The 18,263-nt window shown below is 64.0% G+C and carries 15 protein-coding genes and 1 pseudogene; 10 read left to right on the top strand and 6 right to left on the bottom strand.

The window, feature by feature from the left end:
• Positions 1–549 (bottom strand): annotated as a pseudogene (locus HPC46_RS31880) (hypothetical protein); the annotation flags it as partial.
• 355 nt (positions 550–904) lie between these two features.
• Here HPC46_RS31880 and HPC46_RS31875 point away from each other — a divergent pair.
• The 6 genes from HPC46_RS31875 to HPC46_RS31850 all read left to right on the top strand — a co-directional run bounded on the left by HPC46_RS31875 (position 905) and on the right by HPC46_RS31850 (position 6,203).
• Entirely contained in the window at positions 905–2,170 is a 1,266-nt protein-coding gene (locus HPC46_RS31875) for a L,D-transpeptidase (protein WP_233716978.1), read from the top strand.
• Between the two features lie 115 nt (positions 2,171–2,285).
• Positions 2,286–2,783, top strand: coding sequence for a hypothetical protein (locus HPC46_RS31870; RefSeq protein WP_179476045.1), 498 nt, complete (start codon positions 2,286–2,288; stop codon positions 2,781–2,783).
• Between the two features lie 17 nt (positions 2,784–2,800).
• Positions 2,801–3,409, top strand: coding sequence for a TlpA family protein disulfide reductase (locus tag HPC46_RS31865; protein WP_179476044.1), 609 nt, complete (start codon positions 2,801–2,803; stop codon positions 3,407–3,409).
• Complete coding sequence (locus HPC46_RS31860) at positions 3,406–3,831, top strand: BlaI/MecI/CopY family transcriptional regulator (RefSeq protein WP_179476043.1); 426 nt, start codon at positions 3,406–3,408, stop codon at positions 3,829–3,831. Before HPC46_RS31865 ends, HPC46_RS31860 begins: the two co-directional genes overlap by 4 nt.
• Positions 3,828–4,730 (top strand): M56 family metallopeptidase, encoded by a 903-nt coding sequence (locus tag HPC46_RS31855; protein WP_325096855.1) that lies wholly within the window; start codon positions 3,828–3,830, stop codon positions 4,728–4,730. Before HPC46_RS31860 ends, HPC46_RS31855 begins: the two co-directional genes overlap by 4 nt.
• A gap of 480 nt (positions 4,731–5,210) precedes the next feature.
• Entirely contained in the window at positions 5,211–6,203 is a 993-nt protein-coding gene (locus HPC46_RS31850; protein WP_233716979.1) for a M23 family metallopeptidase, read from the top strand.
• Positions 6,204–6,586: 383 nt separating this feature from the next.
• On the opposite strand, the gene lnt is transcribed toward HPC46_RS31850, so the two are convergent.
• From lnt to HPC46_RS31830, 4 genes are all read right to left on the bottom strand, one after another.
• Positions 6,587–8,260: an apolipoprotein N-acyltransferase gene (gene lnt, locus HPC46_RS31845; protein ID WP_407665588.1), complete on the bottom strand. Its 1,674-nt coding sequence runs from the start codon at positions 8,258–8,260 to the stop codon at positions 6,587–6,589.
• A 2,040-nt stretch (positions 8,261–10,300) separates the two neighbouring features.
• Positions 10,301–11,092 (bottom strand): cytochrome c biogenesis CcdA family protein, encoded by a 792-nt coding sequence (locus tag HPC46_RS31840; protein WP_179476041.1) that lies wholly within the window; start codon positions 11,090–11,092, stop codon positions 10,301–10,303.
• Complete coding sequence (locus HPC46_RS31835) at positions 11,089–11,682, bottom strand: TlpA family protein disulfide reductase (protein WP_179476040.1); 594 nt, start codon at positions 11,680–11,682, stop codon at positions 11,089–11,091. The genes HPC46_RS31840 and HPC46_RS31835 overlap by 4 nt, the downstream gene beginning before the upstream one ends.
• Positions 11,683–12,692: 1,010 nt before the next feature.
• On the bottom strand, positions 12,693–14,135 hold the full coding sequence (locus HPC46_RS31830) for a hypothetical protein (RefSeq protein WP_233716977.1): 1,443 nt from the start codon (positions 14,133–14,135) through the stop codon (positions 12,693–12,695).
• Between the two features lie 35 nt (positions 14,136–14,170).
• Between HPC46_RS31830 and HPC46_RS31825 the strand changes: the two genes are divergently transcribed.
• Entirely contained in the window at positions 14,171–14,773 is a 603-nt protein-coding gene (locus tag HPC46_RS31825; RefSeq protein WP_179476038.1) for a TetR/AcrR family transcriptional regulator, read from the top strand.
• Positions 14,774–15,050: 277 nt separating this feature from the next.
• The gene (locus tag HPC46_RS31820; protein WP_179476037.1) at positions 15,051–15,419 is read left to right on the top strand and encodes a cupredoxin domain-containing protein; all 369 of its coding nucleotides are present in this window, start codon (positions 15,051–15,053) and stop codon (positions 15,417–15,419) included.
• 195 nt (positions 15,420–15,614) lie between these two features.
• Here the strand turns inward: HPC46_RS31820 and ripB are convergent, their stop codons facing one another.
• Positions 15,615–16,295 carry an NlpC/P60 family peptidoglycan endopeptidase RipB gene (gene ripB, locus HPC46_RS31815; protein ID WP_179476036.1) on the bottom strand — a complete coding sequence of 227 codons (681 nt, stop codon included), beginning with the start codon at positions 16,293–16,295 and terminating at the stop codon, positions 15,615–15,617.
• 429 nt (positions 16,296–16,724) lie between these two features.
• On the opposite strand from ripB, the gene HPC46_RS31810 reads away from it, so the two are divergent.
• Positions 16,725–17,132: a BlaI/MecI/CopY family transcriptional regulator gene (locus tag HPC46_RS31810; protein ID WP_179476046.1), complete on the top strand. Its 408-nt coding sequence runs from the start codon at positions 16,725–16,727 to the stop codon at positions 17,130–17,132.
• Positions 17,129–18,073 (top strand): M56 family metallopeptidase, encoded by a 945-nt coding sequence (locus HPC46_RS31805; protein WP_179476035.1) that lies wholly within the window; start codon positions 17,129–17,131, stop codon positions 18,071–18,073. Before HPC46_RS31810 ends, HPC46_RS31805 begins: the two co-directional genes overlap by 4 nt.
• Positions 18,074–18,263 lie beyond the last annotated feature (190 nt).

Genomic DNA, 18,263 nt, shown 5'->3' with positions numbered 1-18,263 from the left:
CGGCGCCGTCTTCCACAAAGGCAAGCTACTCGAACGCCCCGCCGACATCACACCGCCCGAGCCGGCCGAATCAACCGAAACGGAGGTCGCCTGAAACACCCCGATCCACAGGTATTGACAATTCCTCGTGGCGATAATCTCATCAGGACTGGTCGCCGAAAACAGGGCCTGTGGTGGCCCATTGATGTAGGCGGCGGCGGCGAAGGCATCGAAGCGCTGCTGGGCTGCGGCGATGGCCGTGTTGGCGTCGGCCAGCCCCTGCGTGCTGGCTGCTAGGGTGCGGCGCGCCGCTGCGGCCGCGTCACGGGTATTGACAACGTCGACTAATGCCTTATTCACGCCTTCCTGCTGGCCTTGGATCTGCGCGCCGATGTCAGCCAGCCACTGATTGGCCTGTGCGAGGTCGACGATTAAGGCTGACACTTCCGGAGCCGGATGGCTGGTGCTGTCGTGTGACGCTCGTGCGGTGGCGCTGCACGAGGCAAACAGCGCGGCGCCCACGGTGACGGCGGCGGCGAGGCGGTTGGCCCGGCAAGATATAGGCCCCATCAAAAGATCTCCCTAGGCGGGGTGCGCTGGCGCGTCACCGTGGGCAGTCGTCGGTCCAGATCTTGTGGCACAGCTGGGGAAGCCGCCAGCATGCAGTTGTCCAGTACGTAACTGCAACGTATATCACTACTGTCTCACTGGAAACAGAAGTCGCAGTCTCACTCTGATAACGGTCTTGCCGGGTGCTCGGTCTGATTGTTCGTTCCCTGCGCCGAACGGTTACCTAGTCTGAACGCGAGCCATCATCGTCGCGGCGGCGGCACAAGCTCGCGGTACCTACTATGTAGACTAGTAGCCAGGGTGCCTGGCCTCGGCGGGGGTGATGCAGGCCGTTAATCGGACACGAGGAGAGGGTTTGATCGTCGATCGTCGGCTCAAAGTCTCTGTGCTTGCCGTCGTCTTGCTGATTATCGCGGTGCTGGGTGCCACGGTGGTCGCAATTCTTGGTCGGTGTGGCGCTGACTGCACACCAGCCGCTCCCACCGAGGCGCAGACCGGCGATAAGCCAATACCGCCGGGCCCGGCGGTATTGGCTATCACCCCCGGGCGCGGCGCGACCGATGTCGACCCGTCGGCTCCGGTGACCGTGACCGCGACAGTAGGGACGCTGGCCGAGGTGGTGATGGTCAACGAGCAGGGTAACCGCATCGTCGGCATCCTCACCCCGGACAAAAGGGTGTGGAAGCCCGCTGTGCCGCTGGGTTACGGACGCTCCTACACCGTTACAGCGACCGCCATCGGAGCCAACGATACACCCACGCAACAAATTTCGACGTTCTCGACGCTGACGCCGAGCAATCAAACCACGGTGTCGCTGACCACGACGGCCGGGACCGCGCTGCGTGCGGACGCTGCCTACGGCATCGGCACCGTCGTGGTGGCCCATTTTGATGAATCGATCACCGATAAGGCGGCCGCCGAGCGGCGGCTCTCGGTGACGACCTCGCCACCGGTGCGTGGCTCGTGGTACTGGGTTGACAATCAGAATGCGCATTGGCGCCCGCCACACTACTTTTCGCCGGGAACCGTGGTGACGGTCGAGGCCAACATCTACGGCGCACCGCTAGGTGAGGGGCTCTACGGGCAGGAGGACGCTAGGGTCAGCTTCAGGATCGGCGATGCCCACGTGTCGATCGCCGACGATGTGACCAAGCAAGTCTCCGTCTACGACAACGGCCAATTGGTACGGACTATGCCGACGTCGATGGGCATGGGCGGCAGCGAAACGGTTAACGGGCAGACGATTTCGTTTTGGACTCAGCGCGGCGTTTACACGGTGATGGACAAAGCAGACCGGGTGGTGATGGATTCATCGACCTACGGTCTACCTATCAATTCACGACTGGGCTACCGTGAAACGATTTCGCTGGCCACTCGGATCAGTACCGACGGAGTGTATCTGCACCGGCTCGACAGCACAGTATGGGCGCAGGGCAACACAAACGTCTCTCATGGATGCCTGAACCTCAATGCGGAGAACGCCCGCTGGTTCTACGACTTCTCCGTCCCGGGTGACGTCGTCGAGGTGCGCAATACCGGCGGTGAGCCCCTGCAGATCTGGCAAAACGGCGATTGGAACGTGCCTTGGGACCAGTGGCTGAAGGGCAGCGCTTTGACGTGATTGAGGTCGCAGGAGTTGGCATGATCGAACAACTAGCACAGCATCGATCAAATACTATGAGCTTTAGTACTAAGCTGAAGGATGTTGCCGGACGGGCGTTCAGGGTGGTGGTCAAATGATCACGCGTCGGATGTTGTGGCTGCGGGTGGGCGTCGCCGTGGCGGCGGCTGCAGTCGTCGCTATAGCAGTGGGTGTGCCCAGCGCTGTGCTGTCCAACCCATTTTTCGTGCGCATGACCCCCGTGCCGTGGTGGAGCTACGCCGCCTGGGCCCTGACTGTCGGGCTCAGCGGCGTGCTGGCGGCAACCTATGTCGATCGCCGCGCGATCGCATCCGCGACCCCAGGACGTGCCGGGATCCTCGCCAATGTCGGTTCGGTACTGGCGGTGGGTTGCCCCGTATGCAACAAGCTGGTGGTGGCTGCCCTCGGAGTCGGTGGGGCACTGGGTATTTGGGCGCCGATTCAGCCCGTGCTCGCAGCAGCCTCGTTGGCGTTGCTGGGGTGGGCTCTGTGGCGGCGGCTGACAGCCTTGCGGTCCTGCCCGGTTGCAGCTGACGGCGCACGGCAAGATCGAGCGACCACGGCGGACTTCGCGCCGGAGGGCGACAGCTAGCGGTGGGAGGTCGAGCAATGACAACGCTGGTCGCTGCGGCGGCGGTGACAGTCGCTAGTGTGCTCATCAGCCACGACACCGTCTTCACTCCGCCGGCGCAGGAAACAACGGCAAGCAACGCCGGGGAGGGCGCAGAACCTGCAGACAGCGAAACCGGTGCCATTCCATGCCCGGCGCCCGTGCGCGACGGCTCGGCCGTGCCGGTCCTGTCCAGAGCGATAGCCCGGTGCCTGGGATCCGCGCAGCCGATGAACGTGGGTGCAGCCGTAGCTGGCGCGCCGACCCTGCTCAATCTGTGGGCGTCGTGGTGTGCGCCGTGTCGCGAGGAGATGCCGGTGCTCTACGCCTACAGCAAGACATCCGGCGCGCTGCGCGTTATCGGCGTCAATGTGCGCGACCGGCCGTCCTCCGCCACGGCGCTCCTCCGCGACCTGGATATTGGCTATGCATCGTTCACCGACGCCGATGCGGTTGCTCGCGCGTTGCAGGCACCGCAACTGCTGCCGCTGAGCTACCTTGTCGATACCGATGGGTCCGTGCGTCGCCTTCCGATGAAGGCTTTCCGCGATGTCGCTCAGGTCACGGAGGCGGTAGCCGCCGCGCGTGGGGAAAGGCAGAAACAATGACACCCCGCAAGACGATTTACGGGGCTTCGCGGCGCCCCGCAGCACGGCCGACCCGGCCGCTGCCAGGGCTCGGCGAGCTGGAGGCGGCGATCATGGAGGTGGTCTGGAGCACGGACGACGCGGTGCGGGTCCGTGACGTCCTCGACAAACTCGGACCAGCCCGTCAGCCGGCCTACACGACCGTGATGACGGTAATGGACAATCTTTACCGCAAAGGATGGTTGAGCCGGGAACTCGACGGCCGCGCCTACAGCTACCAGGCCACCCGCGACCGCATTCAAGCAGCCACCGACGCGGTGCGTGAGCTACTGGCCGACAGCGGAGATCCCAGCGCGGCGCTGCTGCACTTTGCTCGTAACGCCACCACCGCCGAATTGCGGGCACTGACCCGAGGATTGAAAGAACGGGGTCGACGACGGTGACCGCCGTGATGTGGTGGACCATCGGCGGTCTCACCGTGGGTGTGCTCACACCGCCGCTGCTGCGCGCGTTGACCCGCTGTGGCGTCGACGCTGCGGTATTACTGGCAGCGTGGGGTGTGCTGGTATGCGTCACGCTCACCGCGGTCGCCTTACCGGGGCTGGCTGAACTGCTGCACCAGTGCTGGCTGGCCTTGCACGCGGGGCCGTCCGGACAGGCCGACACCATCGCGGGCATCGCTAGCGCAGCCGCGTTGAGCCTTGCCGCACTACGCGGCGCCTGGCAGCTGAGCTGTATCGGCCGGCAACGACGTCGCCTCCACGGCAAACACGCCGAGCTGACCTGGTTGCTGACCGGCGGGGCCCCGCAACCCGGGGCGGTGCTGTGGCTACCGGCCGCCGAACCGCTGGCCTACAGCCTCGCCGGCGACCCGCCGCTGGTGGTAATGAGTACCGGACTGCAGCAGCGTCTGGACCGCGCATCCGTACGTGCCGTAGAAGCCCATGAGCGTGCCCACGTGGTCCGGCGCCACCATTTGCTGATCGCCGTCGCACAAGCTGTCGCCGCGGGCCTGGGATGGCTGCCGCTGATGCGCCATTCGCCGTCGCTGGTGCGTACCTTGGTCGAACTGGACGCTGACGCCCACGCCGCCCGCCTGCACGGCCGCTGTGGGCTTCGCCGGGCACTGCGCACACTGAGCAGCGCTTCGGCACCGTCGGTTGCGCTCGGAATGGCCAGCGACTGCACCCAGCTGCGTCTGGACCGGCTGCAGGGACGGGTGTCATCCACGGGCCGGATCGCCGGGTTCAGCGCGGCCTGGGCTACCGCACTGGTGCTGTGCACGACCACCTTGGTGATATTCGCTGCGCTGACCGGGTTAGCCTCCTGCACCGCGGGGTAACGGGCGCCGACATGCCGTTTCCCACGTAAGACGCCCGGCGGATCCGGGCACTGCCTGTAGGTACTTTGCGCGAGCGGCGCTGCGGCGACGGCGTCCTGTCCATCTTCGCTGCGGCCTTCACGATGCCGGCGCCGATGGATAAACCCGGCGTCCACCCGCTTGTGAGGCGTCCGAAGTACTGGGGAAGCAACTCACCTGGTCTTCGGCTCACAGACCTTCGGCATTTCCTAAGGGGTCTCCAGTTCGTGATCGTGTACAGCACCGCTCTAGTCTACTAAATCAATTAGTACTACATTGTTTAGGGAACGCCGCGCTGGCATCATCCGCACCGCGGTGGCGGGCGAGCTTGAGGGTCCGATGCAGTGGACAAACCGTTCCTGGACAATCGGTTTCGCCGATTGTCTTGCCACCGCAACGATGAGTTTGGTTAAGTCACCTGATCGTCGATGACGATCAGGTCACGGCGTGGAGGTCCTCGGATTGGCTGATCAGTGCTGGCCCGAACCACCGCGCCGCGCCGTTAATTGGGACGGTGAAATTACTGAGATCATCCCGTTCAACCAGTTCGGCGCCCTCGCTGAGATGGTCTTTCGGGAGCACTGCGACTTCGACAACGACTTCCAAGTCATTCACTCCAGAGACCTTGACGATTCCGATGGCGACATTGATCAGACACCGATGCGCCTGTGCGCGCCGCTTGTGCAAGATCCTCCGGGCCTGCGCCATAGACCTCCGCCATCGGTGCGGGCCGCCAGCGGTTCGGCGCCACTGCGAGGACATCGCCGCGCTGACGTCGGGGGCGCGAATCGCAGCCGTCTTCTGATCGTCGCGATGGCGCTCGGCGCCGCGGCCGCCGCCGCCCGATCGGCCAGTGGTGCAGCAGAAGTGGACTCCGGGCCGGCGGTGATGGCCGCCGAAGCATCTGTGCTTGACACCGGTAGTAGTGCCAGCGGCGGCGTTCAAGTGATCGCCGCGATCCCGCCGGTCAACCCCGAGGTCGCGGCCGAGGAATTTGCCCGCGGTGTCGCCTTCGCGCAGCAGCGCGCCGAACGGGAAGCGCGGTTGCAAAGGCCGTTGTACGTGATACCGAGCCGCGGCATTCTCACCTCAGGGTATGGCCCCCGATGGGGCGCGGTCCACGGCGGCATCGACATCGCTAACGCAATCGGGACCCCGATCTACGCGGTCGCCGACGGCGTGGTAATCGCGGACGGTCCCGTGTCGGGGTTTGGGATCTGGGTCAAGCTGCGTCACACCGACGGCACCGTCACTTTGTATGGGCACCTGAACAGCACCACCGTGGAGGTGGGTGAGCGTGTGATGGCCGGCGACCAGATCGCGACCATGGGCAACACGGGGAATTCCACTGGTCCGCACTTGCATTTGGAAGTTCATGTCAATGGCACCGACCGTGTTGATCCTGCCCCCTGGTTGGCTAGCCGCGGTGTAACGCTGGCTGATGTCGGCGGCTAGGTGGCGATGGATAACTGTCATCGATCAAGGCGGGGTTGTTGGATTCCTTTTAGAAGGGTGGACATTTGATCTATCGGCACTGCGGAAATCGGCCAGGTGATCGACGCTAGGCCCGCGTGCTTCTCCACATCCGGCTTACTAGGCTAACTAGTACTATCAACATTCGTATTCGGTCGGAAGGTCCGGTGACTTGTCATGAGCCCTAAGCGGCGCACTCCGCGCAGCCGTAAACCAACGATCTACACCCCTGCGTACCGCCGTGAACGGATGCGCCGTCGGCTGGGTTGGTTGTTTGTCGGGATCGGCTCGGTAATGGCGCTCGTGCATGTCTACACCCACCTTGCACGGCTGCAGATTATCGGCTACCAGGACCTGCTACTGGGCTACCCCATGTCGTCGGTGCTGATTCTGGGCGGCTTCATGCTCGTCGGATGGTCCGCCAAACCCAGCCGTTGACCCGGGTGGGGTGGCGAACTTGCTGCGCGGGCTGCCGTGCTTGAGTGATTCAGCCCGCGGCTAATCAGCCCGATCGTCAGCGCACTGAGGGCCAAGGCGACGAGCCCCCATTGCGCGGAGGGCGCCCAGCGGGTGCCTGAACTAATGGTGGCCTGCAACGGGATCCGAACTTGCAGATAGGCAGTTTCGAAAAAGCCGGTATCCGCCACGACTCGGCCGGCCGGGGTAATCACCGCGCTGATGCCTGTCGTACCCGCCACGACGACGCTGCGATTGTGTTCGATGGCTCGGATCTTGGCGAACGCCAACTGCTGGCGGCTCATCTGCTCGTTAAACGTCGCATTGTTGCTGGGCACCGCCAGCATCTGCGCGCCGCCCAGCACGGCCTCACGCGCGGCGCGATCGAAGATCACCTCCCAGCAGGTGGTGACACCGACCGGCACGCCGGCAGCCTGCACAACGCCGCTGCCGTTACCCGCGACGAAATATCCGGCCCGGTCGGCATAGCCGGAGAAATGCCGAAAGAACCCCCGCCAGGGTAGATATTCACCGAAGGGCTGGATGATCTTCTTGTCGTGTCGTGCTCCGGGCCCGGTGACGGGATCCCAGACGATCACCGAGTTGGAACTGACCGGGCTCGATGGACTCCACTCGGGCCGGGCCAGCACGGCCCCGACCAGAATCGGCGCACCTACCGCTCGGGCGGCCCGGGTAATCTGCCGCGCTGCATCCTCGTTGATGAGCGGATCTATGTCCGAGGAATTTTCGGGCCACACAACGACTTGCGGTGGGTCGGCGCGTCCTGACCGGATGTCCTCGGCAAGTCGCAGCGTCTCGCGCACGTGGTTGTCCAGCACAGCGCGGCGCTGGGCGTTGAAATCCAAACCGAGCCGGGGAACGTTTCCCTGCACGAGCGCGACTGTCACAGACGGCCCGGAGTCAGTTGAGGTGTGTACCACGGGCCCGATCGCCGCCGTGGAGAGCGCGACCAGCGCCAGGCACAGAACCGGAATCCCGAAGGCGCCCTTGAGGTTGGTGCGCACCGAACGCCGAACCAGCAGGGCGACGGAGGTGACGCAGAAACTGACCAAGGCCGAGGTGAACGACACCAGCGGCGCACCGCCCAGACGCGCAAATACGGCCAGCGGGCCGTCCGCCTGGCTGAACGCGATCACCCCCCAGGGGAAACCGCCGAACGGAACGACGCTCTTGAGCGCCTCCACGGCGGTCCACCAGGCCGCCCACCACAGTGGCCAACCGCTCTGTCCGCGTAGCAGCACAGCCGGCACGGCGAACACGGCGGGAAACAGGGCACATACGATCGCCAGCGCCACCCACGGGACGGGCCCCACCATCACGCCGACCCACGGCAACAACGGCAGATAGAACCCCAAGCCGAACAGCAGCCCGTACCCGAAGCCACTGACGGTGCGGGTATGGGGGTCAGCCAGCACCCAGCCCAAGAGCGCCAGGCCGCCAATCGCACTGACCCACCAACTCAGCGGTGCAAAACTCGCCGCCAGCAGCAGACCGCCGCCCCCGCGGCGGCCACTTTGGCTAGCCGGCGCAGGACATAAGCACCGCGAGAGCTCACTTCCCACACGCCCAGATCCAGATCGCACCAAACGCGCAGACGATGACGAACACGGCCATACCCGAGCCGCAGTGTTTGCACCATTTAGTGCCGTCCTCACCGGTCTGTAGGTCCTGTCGCGCGCGGTGCCGAGGACGCAAATCGCGCCACTCGCTAATTGACGATGTTACTTAGTACGGCCTATAGCCGTAGAACCTAGGTGGCCATACGCGTCGAGCCGCGCAAGAGTTCGTTCGCCGTGGGCCGACCTCGCGCTCGCGGCTAACGCGCCGGGATGCGGGCGCGTAACGCCGACCGGAATATATACCCCAAGGGGTATAAATTCAGAGCGTAACGAGCGGTAGCAGGGGAGGTCATCATGACGGTGATGCGGACAAACCTCACTCGAGAGTCAACGGTGTCCGGTGGTTCCGTCGTCGTCGCCGTGTACCGAGCCCCGCACGCTTCCTGAAGTTGCCGGACATAATCGTTACGTGGTGATGCTTGCTGATGCAATCCGGCACAGCGGCAGCGATCGCCATGCTGCTAGCCATAGGGGTACGTTGGCCATTCTGTGATCGCCTTGGCTGTGGGGTCGCCGCCCGGGTACGGCGTTGCGTTGGCTGTAGCCGCCGCTTTTTTGGCGGTCGGCACTGCAGATAATCTGTGGCGCAGCGGTTTCAGCATCGGTAATCATCGATGCGCTGTCAAAGCCCGACACATACTTGACGCGGACGGCGGGGATCTCCTGCGGTTCAGCGGCCCGGTACTGGCCTCAGTCGCCAAGCCTGATGTAGGCCGACATGCGACCTTCCGGCGCTGGCGGGCGTCGACATCATCGCCGCGACAGTAGGTTTCACGATCAGCGCCATCAGCGTTTCCCGGCGACGCGCCGATGCGTACTTTGCTGAAGGCGCACCCGAGCATTACACTGCCGAAATGCCAGCCGCCTGGGGCTGGCCAGCTTTGTCCTCGCCCACCCTGATCCCAGCCGTGCTGGTGGCATTCCTACCGAAGCAAGGCGGGGCCCCGGTTCCGCCGTGAGCCGTCACCGTCGGCGTAGCGGTGCTGGCCGCCTTGGCGGCGACCCGGGATTACGGCGTCATTACCGTCGTTAAGCGTGCAAGCAGCGGCCGACTTTGTCCATGTCCGGTCGGCGCTTGATAACGATCGTTTGAAGATGCGGCTCGTGGGAAGTGTGACTTGCGTCGTCGAATTACCTACTAGCGCAGCATGAAACGGCGTGCGACTCGGCGTGCTTGACATCGCGCCGATCTCTGGCGTTCGCGCCGAGCGCGCACATCACCGCGCACTTGGCGATCGCACGGACCGCCGGGTTCCGTAGTACGCGCGCCAGCACCGACGTTCTCGGTTTCGCGATAGTGGTTATCAGCGTGCCTTCCTCTAGGATACGATACCCCCCCACCGTATATTGCACTGCCGGTCATGCATAGCCCTGCTCCGCCGGCGGTCTACTGCCAAACAGAACGCATAAGCCGCGTTGATGCCACGCCTCGGGCGAACTCGGGATATGTAGACGTGGTGTACCTGGCCGGCGTATGCAGGCGTGGCAGGCGAGCGGCCGCGCCTATCGGGCGGCGCATCGTGAATCGGCCGACAAACAGGACCAGCGCGCCGGCGGCTGGTTCAATCAGATCCAGTGACGGGCGAGGCACCCAGCCGATGGCCACATTGAGCACGAAAAGAGCTGACCGAGAAACCGTCTCAGGGACCAGGAGGTCGGCGAAGCCGACCGCATGCCCAGGTGTTGGGCGGGTGAACACGCGTTGTAGTGCGCGCACAAACAGCGGAGCGGTGACCGTAATACCGGGCAAGGCAAGCGCAGTCACTTATGTGGTGGCAATGTGCCGGCGAAGATCTGGAATTCGGCGATGAAACCGGAAAGCCTGGCGATCGCAGTGAGGCGATGGCGCCGACGGCGAACCGTACGGCGAGCTTGGGTGCCGGGCCCGCCAGGCCGCCGCAGGAGTCCATGTCGTAGCTTTCCGCCCGGTCATAGAAGAGCCCTGCCAGGACAAACAGGGCCCCGATGATCAGGCCGCGGCTGTCATATCGGTAGGACGGTGGTCGTCACGAATCGGTCGCGGATCAAGCCGACAAAATCGGCCCAGGTTCCGGTGAGCAGGGCGATACCCACTGCTATCAGCATGATACCGCCGGCGATCTGGATACGGCGGGTGTTGCGGCGCAGCCACCCTAACCAGCGCTGCATCGCGCTCGTTCCCAACGCCAGGATGATGAATGGCACGCCCAAGCCTAGGCAGTAGGCGACGATGAGCAGCACACCGCGTGCCGCGGTGACGCCTTGCGTGCCGGCGGCGACGGACAGCACGCCCGCCAGGGTGGGTCCAAGGCAGGGCGTCCACCCGAGTCCGAACGTCGCGCCGAGCAGCGGTGCGCCGACGATGCCGGTGACGCGCTGGGGGTGAAATCTGATGTCGCGCTGCAGCATCGGGATAAATCCGATGAACGCGAGTCCCATGACGATGGTGAGTACGCCGCCGATCCGCTGGAGCAGATCTCGGTTGAGCGCGAGCACGCCGATCAAGCCGAATACTGACGCCGTCGCGGCGACAAAGACGACCGTGAACCCGGCGACGAATAGCAGGGCGGCACCGGTCAGCCGCCACGAATCCCGCGCGCGCGGCGGTCGAGATGACGAATGCGTTCCCGCGGCGCCGGCGAGGTAGGACAAATAGCCGGGCACCAACGGGATGCAGCACGGTGACGCGAACGAGACGGTACCAGCTAGCGCGGCGGCGCCGAGCCCGAGCAGCAGCGGTCCGGATGCCGCGGCCCCTCCGAACGCGTCGCCGATGCCCTGCGCGTGTCCGGTCACGGCTCAGCCGCGATCCGGCGCACGACGGGCCGCAGATCCTCGGCGAGCAGCGCCCGCAAGAAGACTGCGGCGACCCGGTGTTTGCGGTCGAGCACCACTGTGGTGGGTACGACGCTGGTGGGGTAGCCCCTGCCCAGTGCGATCAAGCTGCGCATCGGGAGATCGAATATCGACGGGTAGCGGACTTTACGGTCGGTGACGAAATCCCTGGCCGCCGAACGATCGTCGCGTACGTCGATGCCCAGGAATGCCACACCGAAAGGTTCGGTCTCATCGAACACCTTCTCCAGCTCCGGAGTCTCGGTGCGACACGGCGCGCACCAAGATCCCCAAATGTTGACCACGACCACCTTGCCTGCAAAATCGGAAAGATGGATTGGCCGATCGTTCATCAGGGCGGCCCCCGTGAGATCGCCCATGCTGGAACGGGTCTGGGGTGGCTCGTAGACCAGGTCGGTTTTGCCCCCGGGTGACACGAATTCGAAGGTGCCGCCCTGCGCGACGGCGTCGCGCCCAGTGCTACATCCGGCCGCTATGAGTGCCCCTAGGAGGATGGCGCACAATGCGCGTACCCGAAGGCGGATCAGCATCGCGATCTCCGATGATGATAAATGTGCATTTCCTACTAACGTCTTACGTAGATGGTAGGCAACTCGTCAAACTGGATGCTCGCTACCCCCCGAAGAGGGTCTCGTCAGCAATCAGCCAATGCAAGAGTGTGTCGGCAATCTGCTTATCTACGTAGTAGTGACACAGTCAAATTGTGCTGCACCAGAATGGGTCCGCGACGCCACCAGGCCAGGTCGGACAGCATGGCTGCAGTTGGCAATCTTCCATCGCCGGTCTTGCGGCCGATCAGTGTCGTCGAGTGACCGCGAAAGTCCGACAAACTTACCGGCTTCCTGTGTCGCCGTCGGTTCAGTGTGAACTTAGGTGCTGGCGCGCGTGAGCCCGGTCGCCACGCCGTGCGGATAAGTAGCCCTGCCCTGCCTGCAGGCATGGAGGTCGCTGCGTCCGAGTCATCCCGCTACACCAGATAGAGCACGGCGGCGCCGACGGCCAGGACCACGGCGACCGCCGCTGCGGTGATCACCCGCCCACCGCAGTATGCCCCCGACTGCGGCTGGCCCTCGTGGTGCTGCAATGTCGCTGTCGGCGCGCCGTTCTCGCGATTTACTTGCTCACTGGTTGTTCGACATTGCAGGCATCCGCATCAACTCATTCACAGCAACGGTGGCCTTCATCGGCGCCCTGATCTACTTCTTCGGCGCTCGGAAGGCCCGGGAGGATCACGCGGCCGTCAACAGCTCGGGCGGTGACGAACGAGCCTCGGACACTGCGATGAGTGCCGACGGCACGGCCGCGTGGCTAAATTCCAGCACGCACGCGGCTGCCGCGGCCGCTGACGACTCCGGGCCTACCCACGGCCTACTCCTACGACGCGGTTTCGTAGCTGTTGTGGGAGTGAAGTCTCCACATCGCGGGTCGGCCTAGCACGGTTGTTCGTCGTGTTGCGATGGTGGGGTAAGGGTGAAGCGCGGGTGGCCCGCACGATTTCGAATGCGGTCGACGGCTCCCTTCACGGGAGAGGCGGCCAACCTCACGCGTGACTGTTTCTGTGTCGGACAATCCGGCGCAGCTGCATGAGAGCCAGGCCGAAGAGGGCCAGACCGACCGCGTAAATCGCCGCGCCGCCTGCGATTTGAATTGCGGTCGGGGCTTGCTTGCCGGCGGGCAGGTAGAGCTCACGCTCAGCGGAGCTGGTCCCGTGCCATTCGGACTCAACTGGCAGCCACGCTTCGACCGGCTCGCCGCCACGGGTGAATTCGACGTAGACGAACCAGCGTCCCTGCTGGGGTAGGCGGATAGTGCCGCTGAACCGACCCCCGCCAAGTTCAGCGAGCGGCGCGGTGAGCGTCTGCCCGCCGCGACGCGCGACGACATCGTGCGCCACGAGCTGCGAACTGGCATCAGCTGTGTGGGCGTCCACCCGCACCTTGCCGCGGCCATCGCTGTCCACGGTCAGCCGTACTGAGGTGACCGGCTGGCCCTGTCCAGGGTCATGGGCAAGGGCGCGCGGGGCTGGCGACAGGATCAACATCGCTCCGCCAACCAGCAGCGCAGCAGCGGTCGCGCCAGCCAGGTGGGCTCGCCACGCAGTGACCAGCACCACCGCGACGCCGACCACGATCACCGGTGCGGCTACCACGCCGATCTCTGCCGCGGGCTGGCTCGCCACGCCGAACGCGGACGCGATCCAGGCCAACGCAGCGACGGCGCCAGCGGTCGCTCCATACCGCGCCACGGGGCCGCGCCACGGCAGGTCGGCCACCGCCAGTCCGAGGACCGCCACCGGAAGATCGGGCGTACTGCGGCCCAGCAGGGCCAGGGCAGCGACAACAAGGAGTCGTAGCGCGATGTAGAACGCGAGCATCCGAGTCACGGCGAAGGACCGGGGAACGAGCACACGGACAACGACCACCGCGAGCAGCTCGGCGACCAAAACCACTGGGAGATAAAGCGTCTGGCTGAACTGCGGAACATCCGAGTCGTACTCCAGGACGGTCATCATCACGCTACCCAGCACCAGTGCAGACAGCGCCGCCTCGACAATGCCGCGCTTCGTAGGCCGCACCCCGGCGAGCAGTCCAATGGCCATCGTCGTCGAGGCGAATACAACGAGCATGTGCGGCGGACTCCACAAGACGGCGTCGCGTCCGAATCTGTCGTGCCAGAAGGCGTCGAGCGGGGCCGCCGCGAGGGTGACCGCACCACCCAGGCCCGCCAGCAAGAGGCCCGGCTGCCTCAGCGCCGCGCGAATCGAGCGGGTACGAACCAGGGCAACCAGCGCCCAACCCACTACCACGAGTCCAGTGATGGCAACGCCGCCGTACAACGCCAGGTGCGGAGGTATCAGTGCGGTGTCGCGGCCAATGTCGGTGTGCCAGGCGTCGTCCCAGTAGGTGGCGAACAGCGAGATGGCGCCGGCCGTCGCCGCGAGTGCACCAAAGATCGGCGAGAGAGCGATACTTGAAAGTTTCATTTCTGAGACTGTCATGTCTCAACTATGATTTCCCTATGCCTCAGAGTCAAGACACGTCTGTGAACCCCGTGGACATCGACCCGCGGCTCATCGACGCGACCGCCGCAGCCATCGCACGCTGGGGCCTAACCGAGACGACGCGAGAACGCATCGCCGCCGAGGCCGGCCTATCCCGGGCGACGATCTACCGCCGCGAGGTGACACGCGATCAGCTGGTCGCCGCGTTGACGGAACGCGCCGCGCAGACGTTTCGCAACGCGATATGGCCGGCGATCACAGCACGCGGAACCGCCGCAGAACGGCTGCAGGCCGCACTCGAGGCGATGTGTGCGGCCGCCGATGAGTATCTTCCCCTGCTCGCGGGGATGTTCCTTGCGCACGGCGAGGTCTTCCACCGGCCGGGCCCCGACGCGCTCACCGTCGACGTCTTCGCCGAGCCATTCGAACGTCTACTCATCGACGGTGCCGCGGACGGAACCTTGAGGTGCGTGCCCGAGACTGTGACGGCGACGGTTCTGTTCAACATGGTCGGCTGGGGTTACATCCACCTGCGGGCTAGTCACCATTGGGGCCCAGAAGCCGCCCGCCACAGCGTGATCGGGCTCGCCCTGCACGGCTTGGTCACAACGGAAGGCTGACTAGATATAGGCCAGTGACCGCAAGCATATGCGTTCTTGATTGCGCCGAATGGGCATGCGGTGATCGATCCGCGCCGATATCGTAGTCGGTGCGTGAGGGTGGGGATTACGAGGGGGACAATAGAGAAAATCTGGCGTTGGGCCGCCGTCTGGGCGGTGGCGGTAATCGCGACGGCATGCGGCGGAGGCGGTTCCACCAGCACGCAGCAAAGGCATCAAAAGGGCGACAACCGCTCCTGCGGCCACCCAGCCAACGGTAGCTACTAGCGGCCCCGCGGTGGCAAATGACCCGGCGATCACCATTGCCGGCTTCAAGTATTGCGAACCCTTCACGATCCCGGCGGGCGCACAGGTCGAGGTCGTCAACAACTACTCAGTCGAACATTCGGTCACATCGCAGACCGCGGGCCAGTTCAACGTCGAAATGGACGGCTATCTGGAAATCGACGGCTTCAGGGAAGCAAACCCGCGCACCAGGGGCGGTGCTTATCCCGCTTGTTGCACCTATCACCCTCGACGAAGCGCATGTCAAGCGCTCAGTGACACCTGCGTCGACCGGGCGAGCCGACCACCGGCGACTGTCGCATCATGTGCAGCGCGCTGCGGACTTTACGTCACGCTGCGCTCTCCGGGTTCCAAGACTTGATCCCGAAGTCGCGCTTCGGTATTCGCTGCCGGCTCGACGGGAAACGGGATGTCCTACACACTCGCGCGGAATTTCCATCGCTTCAGCACGTTGCCTGGCAACGTATTTAACTCCTGAGGTAACGGTTGACGTCGCCCGATATGTACACCTCTGCCACGGTCGGCGGAGTGCTCCGGTCCCGTGGTTGCCTCACGTTCAACTTTCGATGATCCGGGTTACATACGGCGTCATCCCGCCGGTTCGCACCGGCGAAATCTTGACCGGTACGCCGGTTTGTTGGGCTTCGAGCATCTGGCCGCCCCCGAGGTAGATGGCTTCGTGCTGGCTTCCGCCAGGCCCCCAAAACAATAGGTCACCGCGCTTGGCCTCAGACGGCGCGACGTGGCGTCCGGCGGAATACTGATCGCCGGAGAAGCGTGGGAGAAGAACACCAACGCCGGCGAAGGCGTAGCGTGTCAATCCCGAACAATCGAAGCCCACAGTGTTCGCGCCGGAGTCGATGCCCAGACTCGGGCCGGTGAGGCTGCCGCCGCCCCAAGAGTAGGGCACACCCATCTGGGACCCGGCGCGACGAATCACGTACTCAATTGCTTGACTGCCCGACACGCGCCGCCCAGGCGTGACGGTTGCCGGCGCGCCCCCGATGCCCAACGAATTTAGGAATCTCCGGCCAAGGTCCAGCGTGGTCTGCGTGGCGAGGTTCGTTGCTTGCAGGGATGCGTTCGCGATGGCGATTGGATCGCCGGGCGCGCCAGCGCTGAGGATCTTCGGCAGAGTCGGATCCCACACATTGTTGTCGGCTCGCGCAACCCCGGGCAGCGTCAAGCTGACGAGCAGACCGGCCACACTCAAGATGAGACTCAAGCGGGACAACATATTCCACCACCCATCGGCAATCGGAAAGTACCGATGTACGCAATACGTACGTACTTATCGAGAACCACCGTAAGTCACTTCTGTCCCGTAAGTAAACAGGAATATCAAATTTCACTTATGTAACTTTGGAATCTTGCGCTTCACGGTGTGACGATTTGCGCCGTGCCCCGCCGGCAACCACTGGCGCCTCGAACCCGCGACTGAGTGCCTGACGCTCAAGGCCGAGTCCGACTGCCAGACAATCTGGGTGCTTGGGACGGTGTTGCTAACCAGGGTCGCGGTCTTTAGAACGGGCACCGCTACTGCATCCGCCACGGCCGCAACGGATGTTTAGGTGACTTGGCCGACTGTTCAATTTCGCGTCACAACAGGGTCGACGGTGCCGACCGTTGTAGGCTCGAAGGAATAAAGACGCTGGAGGCTAAAACAGTGCGAGTCCGAGGGTTCGGTGAATTGGAAGCCGTCGTAATGGATCGAGTGTGGAATCGCGACCCCTACACCGTCACGGTCCGCGACATCTTCGAAGAGCTTGCTGAGGAGCGTTCCATCGCCTACACGACGGTGATGTCGACGATGGATAATTTGAACAGCAAGGGATGGCTTGAGCGAGAACGCGACGGCCGGGCCTACCGATATTGGGCAACGCTCACGCGCGAAGAACACACGGCCCGGTTGATGCGAGAAGCGCTCGACGGCGGGGGCCGCTCAGAACTAGTGCTCAGTTATTTCATTGAGCAGATAGGCCCGAAGGAATCTGAAGGATTGCGGAACGCGCTGCGTCGTTTAGCAAAGCAGACAACCCCAGCCAAACGTTCTAGCCAGGCGAAACGGCGGTGAGTATCGCTGCGTACCTGCTGGTGTACAGCCTAGCAGTCATCGTTTTGGGCCCGTCGCTGTTGGGATTTCTGACACGCAGCGGGCATGCGCCGAAAAGCGGTGTGGCGGCGTGGCTGATCGCGATCGGCAGCGTGATACTCACGGGGCTCGCGAGTGTGCTGCTAGTCATTTCGGACGTCATTGCGCATTGGCGGCAGCGCAACTCGATCGTCGTGTCATGTATCAGATTTGTGTGTGACTTGGCGGCAGGGAGGGAAGGTCTTGTGCCGCAAGTTTTGCTAACTACGATCTTGGGCGCGGTGGTGGTCGGGATTGCAATGGTGGGCATCCGGTTTATCCTCACGATCGCCCGCCTGCGTATCCATGCCCATGGCCATTCCCGCGCTGTTCGTATGGTAGGCCGCCCCACCGCTGAACCGGGTGTGTATGTCGTTGACGCCGCGGAACGCACGGCCTACTGCGTTGGGGGCAAACCCCCCACGATTGTAGTTACCACGGCAACCTTGGACGCATTGGCCTCACCGGAGGTGAAAGCCGTGCTGGCTCACGAGCGAGCGCATCTGGATGGCCACCATCTTCTAATCGTTACGCTCTTACGCGGGTTGGCGGCGGCACTTCCGCGACTGCGGCTGGTAACTCGGGGTGCCCTCGAAGTGCCGCGACTGTTGGAAATGTGTGCTGATGACGTCGCGGCGCGCCGGCACGGACGCGGCCCGTTACTCGCTGGGCTGTTGGCGTTGGCCGGCGGGGCACCCGCCGCAGCGATGGGAGCCGCCGACGTCGCCGCCTTGACTCGAGCTGAACGTCTGGCCGTTCCGCCTGCCCACAGCGTTCGGGTGCGTGCTCAAGCCGCATTGACCAGTGCTGCAACGATTATCGCGGTTGCTCCATTGGGAACACTTATGCTCGCTGCATCGGGCATTTTTGTCTGTAGCGGCTAGCGGCGACCAAGCCGTGCCACTGTTAGAGAGGCGCGCATCTAGACTCAGCCACCATCGCACAAGGAGATATTGTCAAGACTTGTGGATGAGCGAGTTTCAGGCGGCCTCCTCGGTGGGTGAGGTGGAGTCGGTTTCGGCGAGTTTTCCCTTCTCGAAGGTGGCGCCGTCGCGGACCAGTTTCACCAGGTGG

Source organism: Mycolicibacterium vinylchloridicum (assembly GCF_013404075.1).
In the GTDB taxonomy this organism is placed as follows: domain Bacteria; phylum Actinomycetota; class Actinomycetes; order Mycobacteriales; family Mycobacteriaceae; genus Mycobacterium; species Mycobacterium vinylchloridicum.
The sequence above is the reverse complement of the archived record's forward strand: the minus strand, read 5'-3'. Positions and strand labels throughout refer to the sequence as shown.